The sequence below is a fragment of the Embleya sp. NPDC055664 genome (assembly GCF_053618075.1).
The window spans coordinates 19,029-37,416 of the sequence record NZ_JBSHGZ010000041.1 but is presented as its reverse complement, the minus strand read 5'-3'; the positions used below and the strand labels follow the sequence as shown (position 1 = coordinate 37,416).

General features: G+C 68.1%; 11 protein-coding genes and 2 pseudogenes. 4 read left to right on the top strand and 9 right to left on the bottom strand.

From position 1 onward, the window contains the following. Nucleotides 1-45: 45 nt before the first annotated feature. Nucleotides 46-1,152 carry a hypothetical protein gene (locus tag ACWGR4_RS40715; protein WP_452133614.1) on the bottom strand — a complete coding sequence of 369 codons (1,107 nt, stop codon included), beginning with the start codon at nt 1,150-1,152 and terminating at the stop codon, nt 46-48. A gap of 261 nt (nt 1,153-1,413) precedes the next feature. On the opposite strand from ACWGR4_RS40715, the pseudogene ACWGR4_RS40710 reads away from it, so the two are divergent. Continuing rightward, nucleotides 1,414-3,619 (top strand): annotated as a pseudogene (locus tag ACWGR4_RS40710) (helix-hairpin-helix domain-containing protein); the annotation flags it as partial. Here the strand turns inward: ACWGR4_RS40710 and ACWGR4_RS40705 are convergent. Together ACWGR4_RS40705 and ACWGR4_RS40700 are read right to left on the bottom strand one after the other, a co-directional pair. After that, on the bottom strand, nt 3,601-4,806 hold the full coding sequence (locus ACWGR4_RS40705) for an ArsR/SmtB family transcription factor (RefSeq protein WP_452133613.1): 1,206 nt from the start codon (nt 4,804-4,806) through the stop codon (nt 3,601-3,603). The pseudogene ACWGR4_RS40710 and the gene ACWGR4_RS40705 overlap by 19 nt on opposite strands. 1,222 nt (nt 4,807-6,028) lie before the next feature. After that, complete coding sequence (locus tag ACWGR4_RS40700) at nt 6,029-6,373, bottom strand: integrase core domain-containing protein (protein ID WP_452133620.1); 345 nt, start codon at nt 6,371-6,373, stop codon at nt 6,029-6,031. A 112-nt stretch (nt 6,374-6,485) separates the two neighbouring features. Here ACWGR4_RS40700 and ACWGR4_RS40695 point away from each other — a divergent pair, with 112 nt between their 5' ends. After that, nucleotides 6,486-7,364: an RICIN domain-containing protein gene (locus tag ACWGR4_RS40695; RefSeq protein ID WP_452133612.1), complete on the top strand. Its 879-nt coding sequence runs from the start codon at nt 6,486-6,488 to the stop codon at nt 7,362-7,364. Between the two features lie 81 nt (nt 7,365-7,445). After that, nucleotides 7,446-12,179: a hypothetical protein gene (locus tag ACWGR4_RS40690; protein WP_452132213.1), complete on the top strand. Its 4,734-nt coding sequence runs from the start codon at nt 7,446-7,448 to the stop codon at nt 12,177-12,179. Between the two features lie 356 nt (nt 12,180-12,535). Here the strand turns inward: ACWGR4_RS40690 and ACWGR4_RS40685 are convergent, their stop codons facing one another. The 3 genes and pseudogenes from ACWGR4_RS40685 to ACWGR4_RS40675 form a co-directional block, all read right to left on the bottom strand. Then, on the bottom strand, nt 12,536-13,462 hold the full coding sequence (locus ACWGR4_RS40685) for an ABC transporter ATP-binding protein (protein ID WP_452132212.1): 927 nt from the start codon (nt 13,460-13,462) through the stop codon (nt 12,536-12,538). Between the two features lie 200 nt (nt 13,463-13,662). Then, nucleotides 13,663-14,616, bottom strand: a pseudogene (locus tag ACWGR4_RS40680) (ABC transporter ATP-binding protein); the annotation flags it as partial. Between the two features lie 139 nt (nt 14,617-14,755). Then, on the bottom strand, nt 14,756-14,887 hold the full coding sequence (locus ACWGR4_RS40675; RefSeq protein ID WP_452132217.1) for a hypothetical protein: 132 nt from the start codon (nt 14,885-14,887) through the stop codon (nt 14,756-14,758). A gap of 313 nt (nt 14,888-15,200) precedes the next feature. On the opposite strand from ACWGR4_RS40675, the gene ACWGR4_RS40670 reads away from it, so the two are divergent. Continuing rightward, a complete protein-coding gene (locus tag ACWGR4_RS40670; protein WP_452132211.1) occupies nt 15,201-15,608 on the top strand; it encodes a transposase in 408 nt (135 codons plus the stop codon). A gap of 200 nt (nt 15,609-15,808) precedes the next feature. Here the strand turns inward: ACWGR4_RS40670 and ACWGR4_RS40665 are convergent, their stop codons facing one another. Genes ACWGR4_RS40665 through ACWGR4_RS40655 form a run of 3 tightly spaced genes read right to left on the bottom strand, consistent with a single transcriptional unit; the run spans nt 15,809 to nt 18,347 of the window. Further along, nucleotides 15,809-16,552 (bottom strand): SDR family NAD(P)-dependent oxidoreductase, encoded by a 744-nt coding sequence (locus ACWGR4_RS40665; protein ID WP_452132210.1) that lies wholly within the window; start codon nt 16,550-16,552, stop codon nt 15,809-15,811. Next, nucleotides 16,549-17,400 (bottom strand): ABC transporter permease, encoded by an 852-nt coding sequence (locus tag ACWGR4_RS40660; RefSeq protein ID WP_452132209.1) that lies wholly within the window; start codon nt 17,398-17,400, stop codon nt 16,549-16,551. The genes ACWGR4_RS40665 and ACWGR4_RS40660 overlap by 4 nt, the downstream gene beginning before the upstream one ends. Continuing rightward, entirely contained in the window at nt 17,397-18,347 is a 951-nt protein-coding gene (locus ACWGR4_RS40655) for an ABC transporter permease (protein ID WP_452132208.1), read from the bottom strand. Before ACWGR4_RS40655 ends, ACWGR4_RS40660 begins: the two co-directional genes overlap by 4 nt. Nucleotides 18,348-18,388 lie beyond the last annotated feature (41 nt).

The following is an 18,388-nucleotide window of genomic DNA, read 5'->3' as shown; positions in this document are numbered from 1 at the left end:
CCGTAAGGAAGCTACGTGGCGCCTTGAGTTTCGGTCTCGACAGCGCTAGAAGAGGCCAGTGGACGTGTGCTGTGTGAGGTTGGCAAGGATCTCACGCAGCCACGGGCTGCGAACAGCTGGTAGCCGGACCAGGGTGTGCTGGAAAGTGCCCCGGTCGACCCGGAACAGGTAACTGGGGCGCGGCGGGAGTGGGTCGTCGCGGAGGACATCCTGAGGTATGCCGCCCGACGCGGGAACCGGCAAGTACGGCTGGGGAGAGACCAACCACAACCACACCCCCAACGGCAGCGGCACCGGATATACCGATGCAGCCGAGCCGGCTGGGGTCCAGGTCTGACCCGTCTGCGGATGGACCGGTACCAGGAGGATGTCGACGCCCGCGTCGGGAGCGGGCCGTCCCGGTCCAGCCAGGACGGCGCGCCGCTTCGGCGCGCCCGCGGGCAACAGGGCGTCGAGCGCACGTTGAAACACGTCCGCGGTCAGACCGACTGGGACCTTCACCGGTTGACCTTCGGAGGCGACCAGTAGGTGGGCGAGCGCCTGGCCAGCTGCCGCCTCCCATTGCGGACTCCACGACCAGTAGTGGCTCGACCCGAGCCGGCCTCCCCACGTGGCGATCGGCTCGAACGGGGGCGTGCTCTCCTCCTTCTCGGTCAACTCCTCCCAGGAGAGCGGCGCAGCGTCGATGCCATCGAGGAGGACTCGGTACACGGCGTCCGAGCTGAGCCGCACTGCCTGCCAGAGCGAGCAGTCGTCGATCCTGGTCGCCACGGGTAGGCCGCACGCCACGCAGGCCAGGTTGGGGCCGTCGGCCCCGTCGAGGCCACAGCAGGCACCGCCGCGATTCTCGGGGATCAGCCGGGTTCCGCGGATATCACCGGGCGCGATGACAGTCGCGTCGGGCGCGCTGTCGGACAGGGCATAGACCGGCGCGTAGATGCCGCGTGCCTCCGCCTCGTCCGGATCGATCTCGTCCCACATTCGCCACGGTCCTCCCCAGGGGTCCGGGTCGACGGCGAACGTCCCCGACTCCATGAGCACCGGGAGCTGGACCCCGTTCCCGTAACTCTGACGGGCGTGGGCCGGAAGGGAGACCTGCGACAGCGGGACGGTCAGCTCGGCATCGCACCTCGCACATACGAAAACGAACAAGGGCCCTCCGCATGGGAAACAGCCGCATCCTCGCACCTCGGTGGCAGTCAGACAACGCGTTTTTCGCGTCCATCACGGAGCCAAGACCGCCAACGCCCTACTGCTCTCACCGACATCGGTCCTGCACACGCCACCGCAGCTACGCGATAGCAACTGGTGCCGCCTTCACGCGCGGTCGTCGTGCAACTCCCCTATTGCTGACACGCACGTGACGCGTCCGCGCAGGTAGCGAACGTCCCGGTCTATCGAGCGGTCGGTAAAGAGCGCTTTCTGTCCGAGCGGCGCTCCGCGTTGCCGGATGTGGACCTCGACGTGGAGTCCGCGCGCAGGCTGGAGGTCTACGACAAGATCTTCGAGCGGTTCGGCCCGGAGCGGGTCTCGGTGACCGCGATGCCGGAGACCTACCGGGCCCGGCACGCGCTGCGCGACACCGGCCTCGCCCTGGGCCTGGCCCCGGGCGACATCGACCGCATCGCCAAAGCCTTCCCGCACATCCACGCCCGGGGCATCACCGCAGCACTCGCGGAGCTGCCCGAACTACGCCCCTTGGCGGCGGAAGCCGGGCGGTACGGGCCGTTGTTCACCCTCGCAGAGCGCCTGGACGCGCTCCCGCGCGGGATGGCGATGCACCCGTGCGGGGTGATCATCACCGATGCCACCCTGCTCGATCGCCTGCCGGTGCAGCCCACCCCGGGCGGGAGCTATCCGATGGTCCAGGCCGCGAAGGAGGAGGTCGAGGCCTTGGGCCTGATCAAGCTGGATGTGCTCGGGGTGCGGATGCAGTCGGCGATGGCACACGCGGTGGCCGAGGTCGAACGCGCCACCGGCGAACACATCGACCTCGACGACCCGGGCCGGGTGCCGCTCGACGACTTCTTTGCGTTCAGGCTCATCCAAGCCTCCGACACCATTGGCATGTTCCAACTCGAAAGCCCCGGCCCAGCAGGACCTGCTGGGCCGGCTACAGCCGAGGGGCGTCCAGGACGTCATCGCGGACATCTCGCTGTTCCGCCCCGGACCGGTCGCCGGCGGCATGCCCGAGCGCTACATCGCCGCCCGCCACGGCACCGCCCCCACCTACCCCCACCCCGACCTGGAACCCGTACTCGCCGACACCCACGGCGTCACGATCTGGCACGAACAGATCATGGGCCTGCTGTCCCAAATGACCGGCTGTGACCTGGCCCTGGCCGACGTCGCCCGCCGCGCCCTGTCGGATCGCGAACGCATGCCACAGGTCCGCGCCTGGTTCCACGAACGCGCCACCGCCCGCGGCTACGCCGCCGCGGTGCGCGAGGAGGTGTGGCGTGTGGTCGAGAGTTTCGGATCCTATGGATTCTGTCGGGCGCACGCCGTAGCCTTCGCGGTCCCCGCGCTGCAGTCCGCGTGGCTCAAGGCGCATCATCCCGCCGCGTTGTACGCGGGCCTGCTCGAGCACGACCCGGGGATGTGGCCGCGGCGGGTGATCGTGGCCGACGCCCGCCGCCATGGCGTGCCGATCCTGCCGGTCGACGTCAACCGCTCCCGCCCCCACCACACCCTCGAACGAGCCGGCGACGGAACGTGGGGTGTGCGTCTGGCGCTGTCGGCGGTGCGCGGCATCACCGCCGAGGAATGCGCCCGCATCGCCGCCGGCCGCCCCTACACCTCCCTGACGGACCTGTGGCAACGCGCCCGCCCCACCTTGCCCACCGCCGAACACCTCGCCCGCATCGGCGCCCTCGACACAGTTCACGACGGTCGCCTCACCCGCCGCGACCTGCTCCTACAACTCCCCGAACTCCACCGCCGCACCCGCAAGGTCGGCGACGGCCAACTCCCCCTCGCCGACAGCCTCCTCGACGCCACCCACCCCAGCGGACTCCCCGAGATGACCACCCGCGAAGCCCTCGGCGCCGAACTGCACATCCTGGGCATCGACGTCACCCACCACCTCATGGACCACCACCACCGACTCCTGCGCGAGATCGGCGCCGTCGACGCCCGCCACCTCGCCGACACACCCCCCGGCCGCACCGTCCTGGTCGCCGGCGTCCGCGCCTCCACCCAGACCCCACCCATCGCCTCCGGCAAACGCATCATCTTCGTCACCCTCGACGACGGCTCCGGACTCGTCGACATCGCCTTCTTCGAGGACTCCCACCCCGCCTGCGCCCACACCGTCTTCCACTCCGGCCTGCTGCTGATCCGCGGCAAGGTCCAGGTCCGCGGCCGCCGACGCACGATCGTCGCCACCATGGCCTGGGACCTCGACGAGATCGCCGCCACCCGCCGCGACCACGGACCCCACGCCGCCCTCGACCTCCTCGGCACCCCCACCCCACACCCCACACCCGCCCAACCGCGCCGCGTCCTGGTCCACGGCACCGGCGCCCGCCGACACCCCTACGCCGACCTGCAACCCCCAGGGCAGCGTTCCGCCGACCTGAGCCGGCTGGGGCATCGCAGTCAGGGAAGCCCCGGCTGAGCCTTCCGAGCACCCGCACCCGACGTCTCTACCTCTCGATGCGGAATCGGCCCAGACTGCTCCCCATGGACGCGGCAGGTTGAGCCTCCCGGTGTCGGCAATTGCCCGTGATCGGTGGGAAACACTGCCGGTATCGCGCTCGTGGCGGTCTCCGGCCGGGGTTCTTGGGACGGATGCGGCGTTCCATTCAGAAGTGCCGTGCCCAGGGGGGTCAGCGCGTGGTGGACGGCATTCCCGTGGCGCGTTGTCGTGATGAGGCCACTCTCGCGCAGCACGGTCGCGTGTTCGCTGGCGGTGGGGAGGGACATGGTGAGGCGTTGCGCGAGTTGTCCCGTCGTGCAGCGTCCCTCGCCGACGGCCTCCAGGGCTCTGGCGCGTGTGCGACCGAGGAGCGTCGCGAGGGCCTTGTGGTTTTGCGTCGTCTGCGAGACGCCCAGAATCCGCGCGGCGTCGGACGCGGTGCGCATGACCGGGAGGAACACGAAGATCTGTTCTCCTTCGTCGCCGACGACCTCGTAGGAGAGGGGGTATTGCGCGAAGACGGAGGGAACCAGTCTCAGACCTCGGCCGGCGAGAGCGACTTCTCGCGCCACCGGTCCGCGTCCGATCTCGAGGTACGGGGGCCGCCAGCGAAAACCCGACGGCAGCCCGGCGAGCATGGCTTCGACTCCGTGTGTCGCCAGGGTATGGGCGTGGCCGGCCTGCTCGGCTACGAATCGTGAGTGCATTCGCGACCAATGAGGCGCGATCGCGATCCGATGGTGGTCCTTGAGGAATCGGACCAGGTCGCTCCGACTGGACCGGTCGTGGGCAAAGTCTCCCAAACCCGCACCGGGCCCTCGGTCGGGGTGGCCGGTGTGGAGGGCCCGGACCTTCTCCGCCCACACCAGTTCCGTCTGCAGGTGGTCCGGTCGGGCCGTCGACAACGCCTCGAGTCCCTCTTCGAGGTGCGACGTGGCTCCAGTCACGGTGAACAGGTCAAGGACCTGGCTGTCGAACAGCGCGGCGAAGGGGTGAACGGCTCCGGCGGACTCGTGCCGCACCCGAGTTCGCCAGCCGCCGAGCATGGCAGGTGCTTTGCTTCGGCTCAGCATCGTCAGGCTGAGCATCGTCTCGCCCAAAGGGCCCCAGCCATCCACCACGCGGGTCCGCGTCAAGTCGGTGACGGTGAAATGGATACGTAACATCGGCTCCCCTTCTGCGGCCACGGATCAGGGGTAGCTTCCCCACCATGCTTGCGACGCCGCAAGAACCCGTTTCGGCCGTTTCCCGCACCTGCGGTGACGGCCACCCCGGGCCTCGTTGCTGCCGGTCGGGACACCGCAGGGTTCGCACGCCTGCGCGTCGGGCGCGCAGCCCCGGCTGGGCCGCGTCGGTCGTAGTAGTCCAGGCGGCGATGGTGGAGGGTCGGTGAAGCCGAGTGGCGTTCAAGGAGGCAGCGGCTCCCCGGAATGTCACGCGGAGCCGCTCTTCATGACCGCCGTCAGAGAGGACGGCTCACGCCTTGAGTTCGCCGTCGGACAGCCGCTTGTCGAGCACGGGCTTGCCTGTGGCCGTGGTAATCGACCTGTCCACGTGCAGATCGAGGAAGACTCGACGTCGCCGGTGTCGAGCACCGCGCTCTCAGGGGTCGCTTCGACCCGGTCTTCACACCTTCGCACAGCGCGCATCCATCTCACGCGGACCAAACATCCTTCGGGCCCGTAACACGGCTGCTGGTTCCGTGCGTTCCGCAGTGGAGTGCAGCCCCCGGGACGTTGTCGATGCAAGGGGGCCGGCCGAGCACCGGAGCCGTGACGGGAGCGTCCTCACCTCCTTCGAGCTGACCAGCGACATTCGGTCCCACCCGAAAGTCGTTGTCGCTGTCGCCGTCGACCCGAGAGACTTCACCCGGGTGCCAGGCACGAAATCCCATGTCCCGTACCCGGTTCGGTGAGCTCGAAGGGATCGCAACAGGTCGCTCGCGAATCGGCAACCACTCCCCACGGAAACAAGACCACGCCCCACCGCATCCGAAATCCCGGGTGGACACCGTCCCATCAAAGGCAGAACACTGTCGAAGAAGAATGCGCTGCCCTATCCGCCGGTGAATGGTAGCCGGGCACCGGATGACCACGTGGTGATTTCGCGGCAACTTCCAGCTGATGTATTGCTGTTCAAGTCACGGCTTCACATGGGGTGGGCGTCGTCGGATCGCCGCGAACACGGTCACAACGAAAAGCAACACACGGACGACCCAGGGATCGATCCCAACCGCGACTGGCACGTCCAAATCCGGTTCCATGCCCGTGGCCGCGGGCCGACCGGCGACTTCTCCGCCGCAATGTTCCACCCTGCGGCGGCATCTCCAAAAGGCAACGACGAAGGGTCTGAGCTGACCCGAGTTTTATAGAGTCCGTTTGCGGTTGTTCACGCCGGCTGCGTGGTTTGCTCCTGGTCGGCCCAGTATTGCTGCTCGTACTCGACTGGTGGCATGTAGTCGAGCGCGGAGTGCAGACGTTCGTCGTTGTACCAGGTCACCCACTCGGACACGGCACGCTCCACCTGGGCGAAGTCCCGCCAGGGCCCTGCATTTCGATGAGCTCGGCCTTGAACGTGCCGTTCAGCGACTCGGCCATCGCGTTGTCGTACGAGTCCGCCACCGAGCCGACCGAGGCGGCCGCGCCGACGTCGGCGAGCCGTTCGGTGTACCGACCGGAACACCGCCTCGCGCCGCGTTGCAGGAAGGGTCAAGGACTGCTCAGGGACAGTCATGGACATTCACGCATTCATCTGATGCGGTCGTGGCCTGTGGCGCGAAGGAACCGAGGCTCATTGGCCTGGCCAATACGATGTCCATTTATGTGAGATATGAGGTTGGAGACCCATGAAACGTTGGCGAAGACTGGTTGTCGCGTTGGCTGCCGTTTTCTCAGCCGTCGTGACCTCGATCGGCATATCAGCGGCGCCGGCCAGCGCCGCCGCACTTCCGATCGACCCTGCGAACGGAAACTGGCCGCAGTGGACCTTCCACTCCGGCGGCAACTACGGGCTGGTGCTCGATGCCTACAGCTCCGGCGGTGACGGGAGCCCGCTGCAGCTCTACAGCAAGACGGGCAACTCCAATCAGATCTGGTTCCAGGAGGGCGAGGCCGAGGCCTACCTGCATCCGGGATACGACCGGTGGTTGTGCCTCGGACGCAGCGCCACCACCTGGGGTGCCACGGTCCAGGTGCAGAACTGCAACGGTGGCGTCCTCCAGCGGTGGAGTGTCGTCCGCTACAGCGCCCAATACCAGATGATCACGGCCTGGGACAACAACTCGTTCTGCATCGACGTGCCCAACAGCAACTTCGCCATGCGGCAGCATCTCCAGATGTGGGGTTGCAACAACACCTGGGCCCAGATCTGGCCGGTGGCCAACTGCCACGGTGATGGCTGCGAGAACCAGTACGCCTCGGAGCAGGACTGCCGGACCGCGGGCGCCAGCATCGTCGCCGACACCACCTACGGTAGCGATCGAATCTACCTGACCTGGTCCCGCGGCTGTCAGGCCGTCTGGGCGACCGGCAGGCGATATGGCGACGGCACGATCCAGCTACGTCGCTACACCCCTGGCAATGAAGCCGCCATCGTCGAGCCAAACCGCGAAGGCGTTTACGTGTCAACGCGCATGTTCGGAACTACGGCGGGCGACACGTTCTTCAGGGGCTGCATCGACGTGGACTCGAGTCCAGACCACCGCGAGTGCACATCGCTCTTCTGAGTGAGCAGTGGCTGGGCTGCCCGGGCGTGATCGCCCGGGCAGCCCATCGTCCGTATGTCCCACCACTATTCGGGGGTGCCCATGAACCGCACCAGGCGGACGGACCCGCGCCGTTCGCGACGCCTGCTGCAGATCACCGCGATCCTGGTGGCAACCGGCCTGCTCGTCAGCCTCAGCCCGACGGGTCAGGCTGCGGCCGCATCGGCTTCGGAACACACCGCGGCCTCCTCCACGCCGCCGAAGGCCAAGGAAACAGGCAAGGCCGGCACCCGGCAGACCAGTGCCGACGACCGCGACCGTGCGCGCGACCAGTTGTTCGGGCCGGGCTGGCGGACCTCGTCGGACCGGGCCTGGACAACGGCGGGGGACAGCACCGGGCTGCACATTCTGGCCGCCGACGCGCGAACGGGCTACAGCTGGCACACCGTGGCCACGCTGGCCGAGCCGGGCTTCGAGACGGACATGTGGATCGGCAACGCCTGCGTCACCGAGTCCGGCCGGCGGCTGATCGTGGCGTACGCGCCCCGGACGTTCACCAACCGGGAGACGCTCTTCGCCCGTGGCGCCTTCACCGCCGTCGTCGACCTGGGCACCGGCACGGTCCGGAAGCTGCCCGTCCTGTCCTCGCTGGCGTACTACAGCCCCGGCTGCGGCACCGGGGAGGCCGGCGTGATCACTCAGTCCTACGACGCCGACGCCTCCCAGACCCGGCTCGTCACGGTGGACGCCGCCACCGGCGCCGTTGCGACGCCGATCACTGTCAAGGGACAGGTCACCTCGGCGGTTCCAGTAGGCGACGGCGGCATCGTGGCCTCGGACATCAACCGTCTGGTCCGGGTCGGCGCCACCGGACACCGCACAACGCTGGCCGCCGCCGGCTCCGTGCCGTTCAAGCTCGCCGTGGCCTCGGACGGCGGGATCACGTTCATGGAGCGGGACGGCGGTACGAGCAAGGTCAAGCACCTGCCCGGGAAAGACGTACGTGGCAGCGCTGCCGCCGCCAAGCCGGTCGAGATCGCCAGCGGGGACGTCAGCGAACTGGACGTCGCCCGCGGGGCCGACGGCTCGGTGTTCGTCACGGGCGCGGCGGACACCGGACCGACGGCCCAATCCGCCTCTCCCGTACGGGTGCTCAAGGTGCCCAAGGGATCCGCTCCCTCGCTCAGCGGCGCCGTCGCCGTGCTGCCCGGCAGCCACACCGGCGCTGCCGACCCGCGCTCACGGCAGCCCCAGGCGGGCGGGGGCCAGCAGGTCACCGGGGAACTCGTCGTGACAAGCACCGGGAAGAAGCAGAGCTTCACGGTGCTGCTCGGGCGGGACGCCGACGACAAGCGACGAACCGGGCTGGCGCCTTCTCCGAGCCTTGCACCTCGGGCGACCCGCTCGGCCGGGGCGACGCCGGCCGCGGGTCCGGAGACCGACCCCGCCGAGGACAAGGACGAGCGGACCTGCTCCGTACCCCGCAACGACCCCCGCAACCAGGTCCTGCAGCCCAAACCGCGGCAGGTGGAGTGGGCCGTCGACCAGGCAGTGCGCAAGGTGCTCACCGTGCAGCGGGAGGACAACTGGAAGGGACTCGGTATGCCCGCCTACACCCCACAGGGGCTCTTCCCCCCAGTGGAGCTGAGCGGCGGCGGTGTCGTACCAGCCCAGATCATGCTGGGCATAGCCAGCCAGGAGTCCAACCTGTGGCAGGCGACGGGTCGTGCCCTGCCCGGAGTCACCGGCAACCCTCTCATCGGCAACTACTACGGCCGGGACATCTACAACTTCAGCGAGACCGACGACTGGGACATCCGCTGGGACAAGGCCGACTGCGGCTACGGCGTGATGCAGGTCACAGACGGGATGCGGCTGGCCGGCAAGGAGCGGACCGGTGAGGTCGCGCTGCCTTACCAGATCCAGCGCGCGGTGGCCTTGGACTTCGCGACGAACGTCGCCGCGGGGCTGCAGATCCTGCAACGGAAGTGGAACGAGACCCGGCAGGCGGGCCTGATCATCAACGACGGGCAGCCGCAATACCTGGAGAACTGGTACTTCGCGATCTGGGCCTACAACTCAGGCTTCTACCCCAACAAAGGCGACGGCTCCCCGTGGGGAGTCGGCTGGCTGAACAATCCGGCCAACCCCAACTACCCGGCGAACCGGCCCCCCTTCCTGGACCAGTCGATGGCTGACGCCGCGCATCCGCAGGACTGGCCCTACCAGGAGAAGGTGCTGGGCTTCGCCGGACATCCCATGCAGCTTCCCGAGGCACCCAACACCTACGTGGCGGCCTACCGGCCCGCGTGGTGGCCGGGCGACGCCACCTCGAGCGTCATCAACCGCGCCAAGGTCCAGCCGTCGTCGACCACGTTTTGCGACGCGAGCAACCAATGCGTCCCCGGGGCCTCCTACCCACCCCAGGCTCCGGACGTCGTGGACGAGCCGGCCGGTCCCTGCGCGCACAAGGACGCCCAGGGCAACTACGACCTTCGGTGCTGGTACCACAGCCCGAAGACCTGGAAAAGCGACTGCGCCACCCAGTGCGGCCGGGAACTGCTGCGGTTCGACCCCGGCTACGCCTACCAGACCGACGGCACGTCCTATCCGCCGTACTGCGCCGCCACCGGCATCCCCGGCAATGCCGTCCTGATCGACGATGTCGACGACGACGTGCCGTCGATCAGACCCAACTGCCCGCGCACCCGGTCCAACAGCGGGGGTTTCACCCTGGACTTCGGCACCGACCCCGCGGGCCTGCGACCGTCAAAAATCGACTTCCACCAGTTCGGCGCCGGATTCGGCGGCCACTTCTGGTCCGCCCACACCCGCGGGCCCTACTACCAGCCCGACGGATACAGCGAACGCCTCAAGGTCACCGGGATCTGGAAACCCTCTCAACCGATTCAGGGATGGACACGGATCAAGGTCTTCATCCCGGAGACCGGCGCCTGGACGCGAGAAGCCACCTACATCATCAACCTCGGCAACGGCCGCAGTCGCTACCGGGTGGTCAACCAGGCCAGACAGGTCAACAACTGGGTCGATCTCGGCGTGTTCCCCCTGGCCGGCCCGGCCAGCCTGACCCTGAGCACCGACACCCCCGACGGCCTTGGCAAGGACAGCATCGTCTTCGACGCAGCGATGTTCATACCCACCTCGAAACCCTCTGCATCCTACGTGGCCATGGGCGACTCCTACTCCTCGGGCGAGGGACTGGCGCCCTACCAGCCAGAAACCGACTACAAGAACTCCGACGGCCAGGAGAACCAGTGCCACCGATCGCAGACCGGCGCCTACCCCACCCAGGTGAAACTGCCCGGACACACCAAAACGATCGCCCAGGAGGCCGCCGAAGGTACCGCCAGTTTCGCCTTCATAGCCTGCTCGGGAGCCCAGACCACGAACATCACCACAGCCTCGTACAACACGCCGCCCTTTCCGGAGGACACGGCCGGCCACACCGACTGGGAGGACATCGGCCCTGGCTGGGCCAATGACTACTACGGCGAACTGCCCCAGATCGACCAGGGCTACCTGGACGAGGACACATCACTGGTGACGGTGACGGCCGGCGGCAACGACGTGCGGTTCGCGGAGGTCATGCGCAGCTGCATCGCCTCACTCGACGACTGTTTCGGCGACTTCCACAAACTGACCCGCGACAGCGGAGTGGTCGACCCCGAGCAACTGCGGTGGTACGAGAAATGGCTGATCCGCGAACGCCTCCCAGCACACCTGAAAACCACCTACCAAGCCATCCACGACAAGGCGCCCAATGCCAAGATCATCGTCCCGGGCTATCCACAGCTGTTCTCCGACCACCCCGGCGACCCCACCGGAGCCTGCGTCGGCATCACATTCGACGAGCAGCACTTCCTCAACGTCCTCGCCGAACTGCTCAACATCACCATCGCCCACACCGTGGACGAACTCCACCAGCAGGGGATCGACATCACCTTCATCAACACCACACAGCGATGGCGGGAGGGCATCAACAAGTGGCCCTGCACCAGCTGGTCCCAGGACTACCGGTGGTCCAACCCAGGCATGTTCGACGGCACCAGCGTGAACCCGGCCAGCTTCCACCCCACCGCCCTCGGGCAGGAACAGCTGGCCGATCTGGTCAACACCCAGCTGCGCGGCCGGAGCAGCGCGGCGGCCGTCCAGCAACGCATCATCAGCTACGTGGCCAGCCGAGTCGGCCTCGAGCCGTGGACCGTCACCTCGGACCAAGCACTGACCGCCGCCGAGTTCTGCCTCGACTACACCCGCCGAGGCGGCGTCGTCGGTGATCCGTGCATGACCAACCAGATCCTGTTCGTCACGACGCAGGACGCGACCGGAGCTTCCGTCAACGACGCGGAGGCATTGGCGAAGAACCCGCTGTGGGCGCAACTGAACTACGTCAGCGGCTCCGACAAAATGACCGTCATGCCCCGGTCGTGGATGGACAACGCCTTCTACCGGCCGAATAATCCATGTCCATCCCCCCGGGGCACGAAAGCCCTTCAGTGCGACGAGTACCCCTTCTACTCCAGCGAACTCGGGGCGACCTGGGACAAGATCGACGGCTACAAGGTGGTGCGGGGAACGGTGACCTATCCGTCGGAGAGCTCGAGCCAGCTGAAAATGATCCCCACCGGTGAGAACGGGCGAGAGGGCACTGTGGTCGGAAACATGTACGATGTCTGCTCCATGACCTCCGGCACCTATACGGAGATCGGGAGCAGCGGTTACTGGGACACCGCCACGCTCGGCTCCCCCTACCTGACGATACCGGTCAATACCCACGGTCAGCAGACCGAGCCACAGACCTTCTACGTCTGCTGAGCCGTACTACGACGGCCCGGTGGGCACGCGGACCGAGAAGAAGTCCAGTCGGACATGATGGAAGCGGCGATCTCTACACGGGCGGAGACCACACAAGGATTTCCTCCGAAATCAGTCAGGGATGCCATGGTGAAATCACACTTCGCTGCGGCCCACAATCGGGCGAAGGTCAATAGGCGCGGGAGTTCAAAGTTCGATATGGAGCGACTGTGCCTGTCGGGCTTCAGGAGTTGCCGAACGCTCACGGCGGGGTGCTCCTCGCGACGCCGTCGCAGGTGGTCGCGGTAGGGGTCGACCGGGGCGGGCCGGTACTGGGGGGCCTTCGGTGCTCGCGTGAAGGATCGCGAAGACGCGACTCATGCGTGGACCTCCTGTGGCCTGGATGACGTGGAAGTGGTGCCCGCGATCGTGAGTTCGCCGGGGAAGTGGCAGGCGACCGTGCGTCCGGGCGAATGCTCCGCGAGCGGCGGGGTGATGGTGGCACAGATGCTTCGTTCGGGAAAGTGCGTGGGGCCGATCGGGCAGCGGCCGTGGAAGCGGCACGCGGCCGGCAGGTTCAGTGGGCTGGGCAGGTCGCCGGTAAGGATGATGCGTTCGCGGGTGTGCTCGACCCGGGGGTCGGGTTCGGGCACGGCGGAGAGCAGACTCGCGGTGTAGGGATGGAGCGGCGACCTGGTGATCTCGTCGGCGGGGCCCGTTTCGACGATGCGGCCGAGGTACATGACGGCGATGCGGTGCGAGAGGTGACGGACGACGGCGAGATCGTGCGCGATGAACAGGTAGGCGAGCCCCAGGCGTTCCTGGAGTTCACGCAGGAGGTTGACGATCTGTGCCTGCAACGAGACGTCGAGCGCGGAGACGGGTTCGTCGCACACCACGACGCGGGGATCGACAGCGAGGGCGCGGGCGATGGCGATGCGTTGGCGTTGTCCGCCGGAGAACTCGTGCGGGTACCGACTGCCGGCTTCGGATCCCAGACCCACGAGTTCGAGGAGTTCCGCGACGCGTGCGTCGGCCTTCTCGCCGCGTGCGATGTCGTTGACCTGGAGGGGTTCGCGCAGGAGCGCGCCGACGGTCATGCGGGGATTGAGTGAACTGTAGGGGTCTTGGAAGACCATTTGGACGCCTCGGCGCACGGTACGAAGGCTCGCCTTCGTGAGCGTCGCGCCGTCGTAGCGGACCTCGCCCGAGGTCGCCGGGTGGATGCCGAGGACCACTTTTCCCAGTGTCGACTTGCCGCAACCGGATTCACCGACCAGGCCGAGGGTTTCGCCCGGGGCCATGGTCAGGGAGACATCGTCGACGGAACGAACCGCACCCTTCTTCCGACCCCATCCCTGGCGTACCGCGAATGCTTCGATATCGCGCGCAGTTCGAGCAGCGGCTCGGAGTCGAACGCGAGCGGGAGGGGCGCGTGGGACACCTCGGCGGCAGCGCGGGTGTCCGGGGCCGAGTCGGTGCCTGCGTCGGCGTTGGTGAACGGGCCGGGAAGCAGACACGCGGCCGCCCGTTCCCCGGAACCGAGCAGAGGTGTCTCGGTGCGGCAGCGATCCTCCGCGACCGGGCAGCGCGGCGCGTAGGCACAGCCGGTCGACTTCGCGATCAGGTCGGGTGGACGCCCTTCGATGGGCACGAGTCGGACGTCTCGGCCGGCGGCGAGCCGGGGAGTGGCAGCGAGCAGGCCCGCGGTGTAGGGGTGTTGGGGCGCGGTGAACAACTCGTCCACGGGAGCGCGTTCGACAATCCTTCCGCCGTACATGACCATGGCCCGGTCGCACAGGCGCGCGACCACACCGAGGTTGTGCGTGATAAGCACGACGGCGGTGCCCAGTTCGCGGCCGAGCGTGGCGAGCAGGTCGAGGATCTGGGCCTGCACGGTGACGTCGAGTGCGGTCGTGGGCTCGTCGGCGATGATCAGGTCGGGCCGGTTGGCGAGCGCCATCGCGATCATGACGCGTTGACGCATGCCACCGGAGTAGGCGTGCGGGTAGTCGCGCAACCGCGCCTCGGGGTCGGGAATGCCGACCTGCGTCATGACTTCGACGGCGCGGTCGCGGGCTTGGTGGCGGCTGAGCCCTCGGACGCCCTCGGTGATCTGGTCGCGAATGCGCATGAGCGGGTTGAGGGAGGACATGGGGTCTTGGAAAATCATGCCGATTCCCGCGCCGCGGACCTCCCGCATTTCCGGTTCGTTCAAGGTGAGAAGGTCGCGGCCTTTGAACAGGACCTGGCCGGATTCGATCCGCCCGGGCCGGCGGACCATGTCGAGCACGGACATCGCGGTGACCGACTTGCCCGATCCCGACTCGCCGACCAGGGCCACGGTCTCTCCGGCGTGCACGTCGAAGCTCACGCCGTCGACGGCGCGTACGACGCCGCGCGGGGTGTGGAATCGAGTGACCAGGTCGCGGACTTGCAGGAGTGGCTGCTCGCTCATTGGACGACCATTCCTTCTGCGGCCTTCACGAGTAGTCGGGTAGCCGGAGTGCGTTGCCGCACCCCGGCCCCCTCGGAACCGGACGTGCGAGTCGTCCTCGCATCCGGCTCGAGCGGGCCCCTGGAAGCGTTCGGGGTGGTCATATCTGCTCGGCCTTTCTGTTGTCGCCGGCGTGATGTTGGCGATGACATTCGGCGTGTACGAGGCGATGATTGCTTCGCGCGTCCGAGCCGCAGTCCCGTCCATGGACGAAGTGGTGCTTGTGCAGCATCTTCATCGACACCGAGAACCAGGCCGCCCATTCGCATGCTGCCCCGCCTGGAACCCACAGAGCAGGCCACCATGGACCTCCAGGCCCTCACCCGCCAACGCGCGGACCACATCGAGGCCCGCGTCGCGGCGATCAACCAACTCGCCACGCTCCTCGACATGCACCGGCCGGGCGGCAAGGCCGTCTTCGCGAACCTCGACAGCGACAACGCCCCGGCCTTCCTGGAGCGATATCCCCCGCCTCTGCGGCCAAGCTCACCGCCGGACGACTGGAAGCCTGGTGCAAGCGCCGATGGGGCAAGCCACCCGGCAGCGTGCTCATCGAACGTCTGCGTTCGGCCCCGACCGCGGCCTCCCGTCTCGGCAAGGCGGTCGTCGAGCGGCTGGTCCGCGTCCGGGTCCAACTCGTCCAGGGCATACGCACGACCATCCGCCTGCCCGACACGGCCATCGCCGAGGTGGTCGAAAACCGCCCCTACGTACCGCTGTTCGCGTCCATGCCACGCATCGGCGAGGTGAACCTCGGCCAGGTCGTGGGCGAGATCGGCCCACGCCTGGAACGCGCCCGGACCTGTGAGCAGCTCATCGCCGAGGCCGGCGCCATCCCCGTCACCCGCGCCTCGGGCAAGTCCCGCACGGTCGCGTTCCGCTTCGCGACCAACCGAAGAGCCCGGCTCGCGCTGACCACCTTCGCCGACAACAGCCGGCACGGCAGCCCGTGAGTCGCGAAGATCTACACCGACGGCCGCGCCCGCCGAAAACGCCACCCCCACGCCACCCGCATCCTCGCCCGAGCCTGGCTGCACGTGATGTGGGCCTGCCGGCGCGACGGCGTCTGCTACGACCCCATCACCCACCGAACCAACGGCAGGATCGACACGGCCCCCGAGACGCCCTTGGCGGCATAGAGGTTGACTCAGGCTCATGCGTCGGCCTCCGGTAGGCGGGCGGTCAGGCCGCCGTCGACGGGCAGCACTGCCCCGGTGATGTACGACGCCTGATCCCCCGTCAGGAAGGCGACGGCGTGCGCGACTTCCTGGGGACGACCGGGTCGGCGTAGTGGGTACGGGGCCATGCGACGGGTGAGGGTGGCGGGGTCGGACCAGGCGTGTTCGTTGCGTTCGACGGCGATGAAGCCGGGGTTGATCGCGTTGACGCGGATTCCGAGCGGACCCCATTCGACGGCGGCCGCGCGGGTGAACGCGACGAGTCCGGCCTTGGCCGCCGCGTAAGCGCCGAAGTCGGGCAGCGCGGCGCCCGCGTGAACGGACGCGATGTTGACGATCGCGCCGGATCGGCCGCCGCGTTCGGCGGCGAACGCCCGCGACAGGTGGACGGCGGCATGCAGGCTGACGTCGAAGGTGCGGGACCAGCCGTCGGATGTGCCGTCGAGAATGGACGCGCGTTCCTCGGCGAAGGCGTTGTTGACGAGGATGTCGACGACGGTGCCTGCGGCGTGCAGGACGCGGGTGGGCGCGTCGGAGTCGGTGAGGTCGACGCGCACGGGCACGAGGCCGGGACCGGGTGGCGTCGGTTCGATGTCCACCGCGATGACGCGCGCGCCGCCTGCGGCGAGTTCGCGCGCGATGGCGAGTCCGATGCCGCGTGCGGTGCCGGTCACGATGGCCGTCTTGGTGGGCGGGCGCTGGGTGTCGGCGCTGTTCATCGGTGCAGGAGTCCCTTGTTCAGGCCGTCCGCGATCAGGTTGAAACCGATCACCAGCGCGGTGACCACGACCATGGGGCCGAGGGCGTACGCGGGGTTTTGGGACAGGAAGTTGATGCTCGTGCGTAGGAGCGAGCCGAGCGAGGGATCGGGCGGGCGCACGCCGATGCCGACGAAGCTCATCGCGCCTTCGATGAAGACCGCGAGGGACAGCGACAGCGCGGCCTGCACGATGAGGGCGTCGACGCTGTTGGGCAGGATGTGGCGAAAGAGCACGCGGGTGGGGCGAGTGCCGACCACGCGGGCGGCGATGACGTAGTCGCGGTCGCGTTGGGAGATGACCGCGTCGCGGGCGAGTCGACCGAACAGTGGGATGTTGACACCGATGACGGTGAGCACGATCGCGGTGGTGCCGGGCCCTTGGATCGCGGCGATGGTGACACCCAGGACGAGCGCGGTGAACGCGAGCATGATGTCGAAGAGGCGTTGCAGGACCACGTCGAGGTAACGATGGACACCGGACAAAAGGCCGATGGCCGTGCCGATGAAAGCGCCGATGGGAACGGCCGCGGCGGTGATGAACACGTCGACGCGAATGCCGTGGAGGACGCGGCTCAGCAGGTCGCGTCCGAACTCGTCGGTGCCTAACAGGTGTGCGCCGCTGGGTCCGGCGAGCGCGTCGGCGCTTTGCGCTTCGGGCCCGTGCGTGGCGAGCAGGGGTGCGGCGAGGCCGGCGGCGAAGACGAGTACGACGATCGCGAGCCCGGTGATGGTGGCGCCGCCGCGCAACCGGGCGACGAGCGACGTCTTGCGGCCGATGGCGGTGACGGTGGCGGGGGTGGCGGTCATCGTGCCTCCGGTCGCAGCCGCGGGTCGATCGCGGCGTGGGCGAGGTCGGTCACGGTCTGGAGGACGACGGCCACCGCGACCGCGAGGAGCAGCAGGTCCTGGACGAGCAGGTAGTCACGGCCCAGGACCGCGTTGAGCAGGAGTTGGCCGATGCCCGGCCACGCGAAGATCGCCTCGACGACGATGGCTCCGCCCAGGAGTTGGCCGATTTGGATGCCGAGGGCGGTGATGACGGGCGGGAGCGCGTTGGGCAACACGTGGCGGAAAAGGAGGCGTCGCGCACTGATGCCTTTGGCGATGCCCGTCTGGACGAAATCCTCGTCCTGGACACGGCGGATGGAGGCCGCGAGGAAACGGGCGATGACCGCCGCCGCGGGCAGGGCGAGACACAGGGCGGGCATGAGCAGGTATTGCGCGGCGATCTCTGGATCGTCGAGGAGGGCAACGCGTCCGGCCGCGGGCAGGATCGGCCAGGCGATGGAGAACAGCAGGACGAGCAGGACACCGCTGACGTACGGCGGAACGGCGAACGCGAGCCCGGTGACAGCGCCTGCGCCGGTGCGTACGGTGCGACGCCGGCCCGCGCCGAGGGCAAGCCCGAGGGTGCCGCCGATGAGGATGGCCAGGACGAGCGCGGCGAGAGTCAGTTCCAGGGTGGCGCCGAGGCCCGAGCCGATCAGTGTGGCGATGGGCGCGCCGAGAATGTACGAGTCGCCGAGGTCGCCGGTGAGCAGTCCGCCGAGCCAGTGGAAGTATTGCGAGGCGAGCGAGTCGTCGAGGCCGAGTTGGGCGCGGACGGCCGCGACCGCCTGCGGTGTGGGGTCGGGCCCCGCGAGCACGACCGCGGGGTCGCCTGGGGCCAGTCGCAGCACGGCAAAGACGAGCATCGAGGCGACGAGCAGGACGAGCAGGGCTGAGGGGACGCGCCGTAAGGAATACGAAAGCATGGTCGGTCCGTTCGGTCCGAGTCTTCGGGTCGAAAACGTGA

Coding starts and splice junctions, on each gene's coding strand:
- ACWGR4_RS40695 (WP_452133612.1), top strand. CDS start 6,486: ATGAAACGTTGGCGAAGACTGGTTGTCGCGTTGGCTGCCGTTTTCTCA.
- ACWGR4_RS40655 (WP_452132208.1), bottom strand. CDS start 18,347: ATGCTTTCGTATTCCTTACGGCGCGTCCCCTCAGCCCTGCTCGTCCTG.
- ACWGR4_RS40660 (WP_452132209.1), bottom strand. CDS start 17,400: ATGACCGCCACCCCCGCCACCGTCACCGCCATCGGCCGCAAGACGTCG.
- ACWGR4_RS40690 (WP_452132213.1), top strand. CDS start 7,446: ATGAACCGCACCAGGCGGACGGACCCGCGCCGTTCGCGACGCCTGCTG.
- ACWGR4_RS40700 (WP_452133620.1), bottom strand. CDS start 6,373: ATGACTGTCCCTGAGCAGTCCTTGACCCTTCCTGCAACGCGGCGCGAG.
- ACWGR4_RS40685 (WP_452132212.1), bottom strand. CDS start 13,462: ATGGCCCCGGGCGAAACCCTCGGCCTGGTCGGTGAATCCGGTTGCGGC.
- ACWGR4_RS40705 (WP_452133613.1), bottom strand. CDS start 4,806: ATGTTACGTATCCATTTCACCGTCACCGACTTGACGCGGACCCGCGTG.
- ACWGR4_RS40665 (WP_452132210.1), bottom strand. CDS start 16,552: ATGAACAGCGCCGACACCCAGCGCCCGCCCACCAAGACGGCCATCGTG.
- ACWGR4_RS40675 (WP_452132217.1), bottom strand. CDS start 14,887: ATGCTGCACAAGCACCACTTCGTCCATGGACGGGACTGCGGCTCGGAC.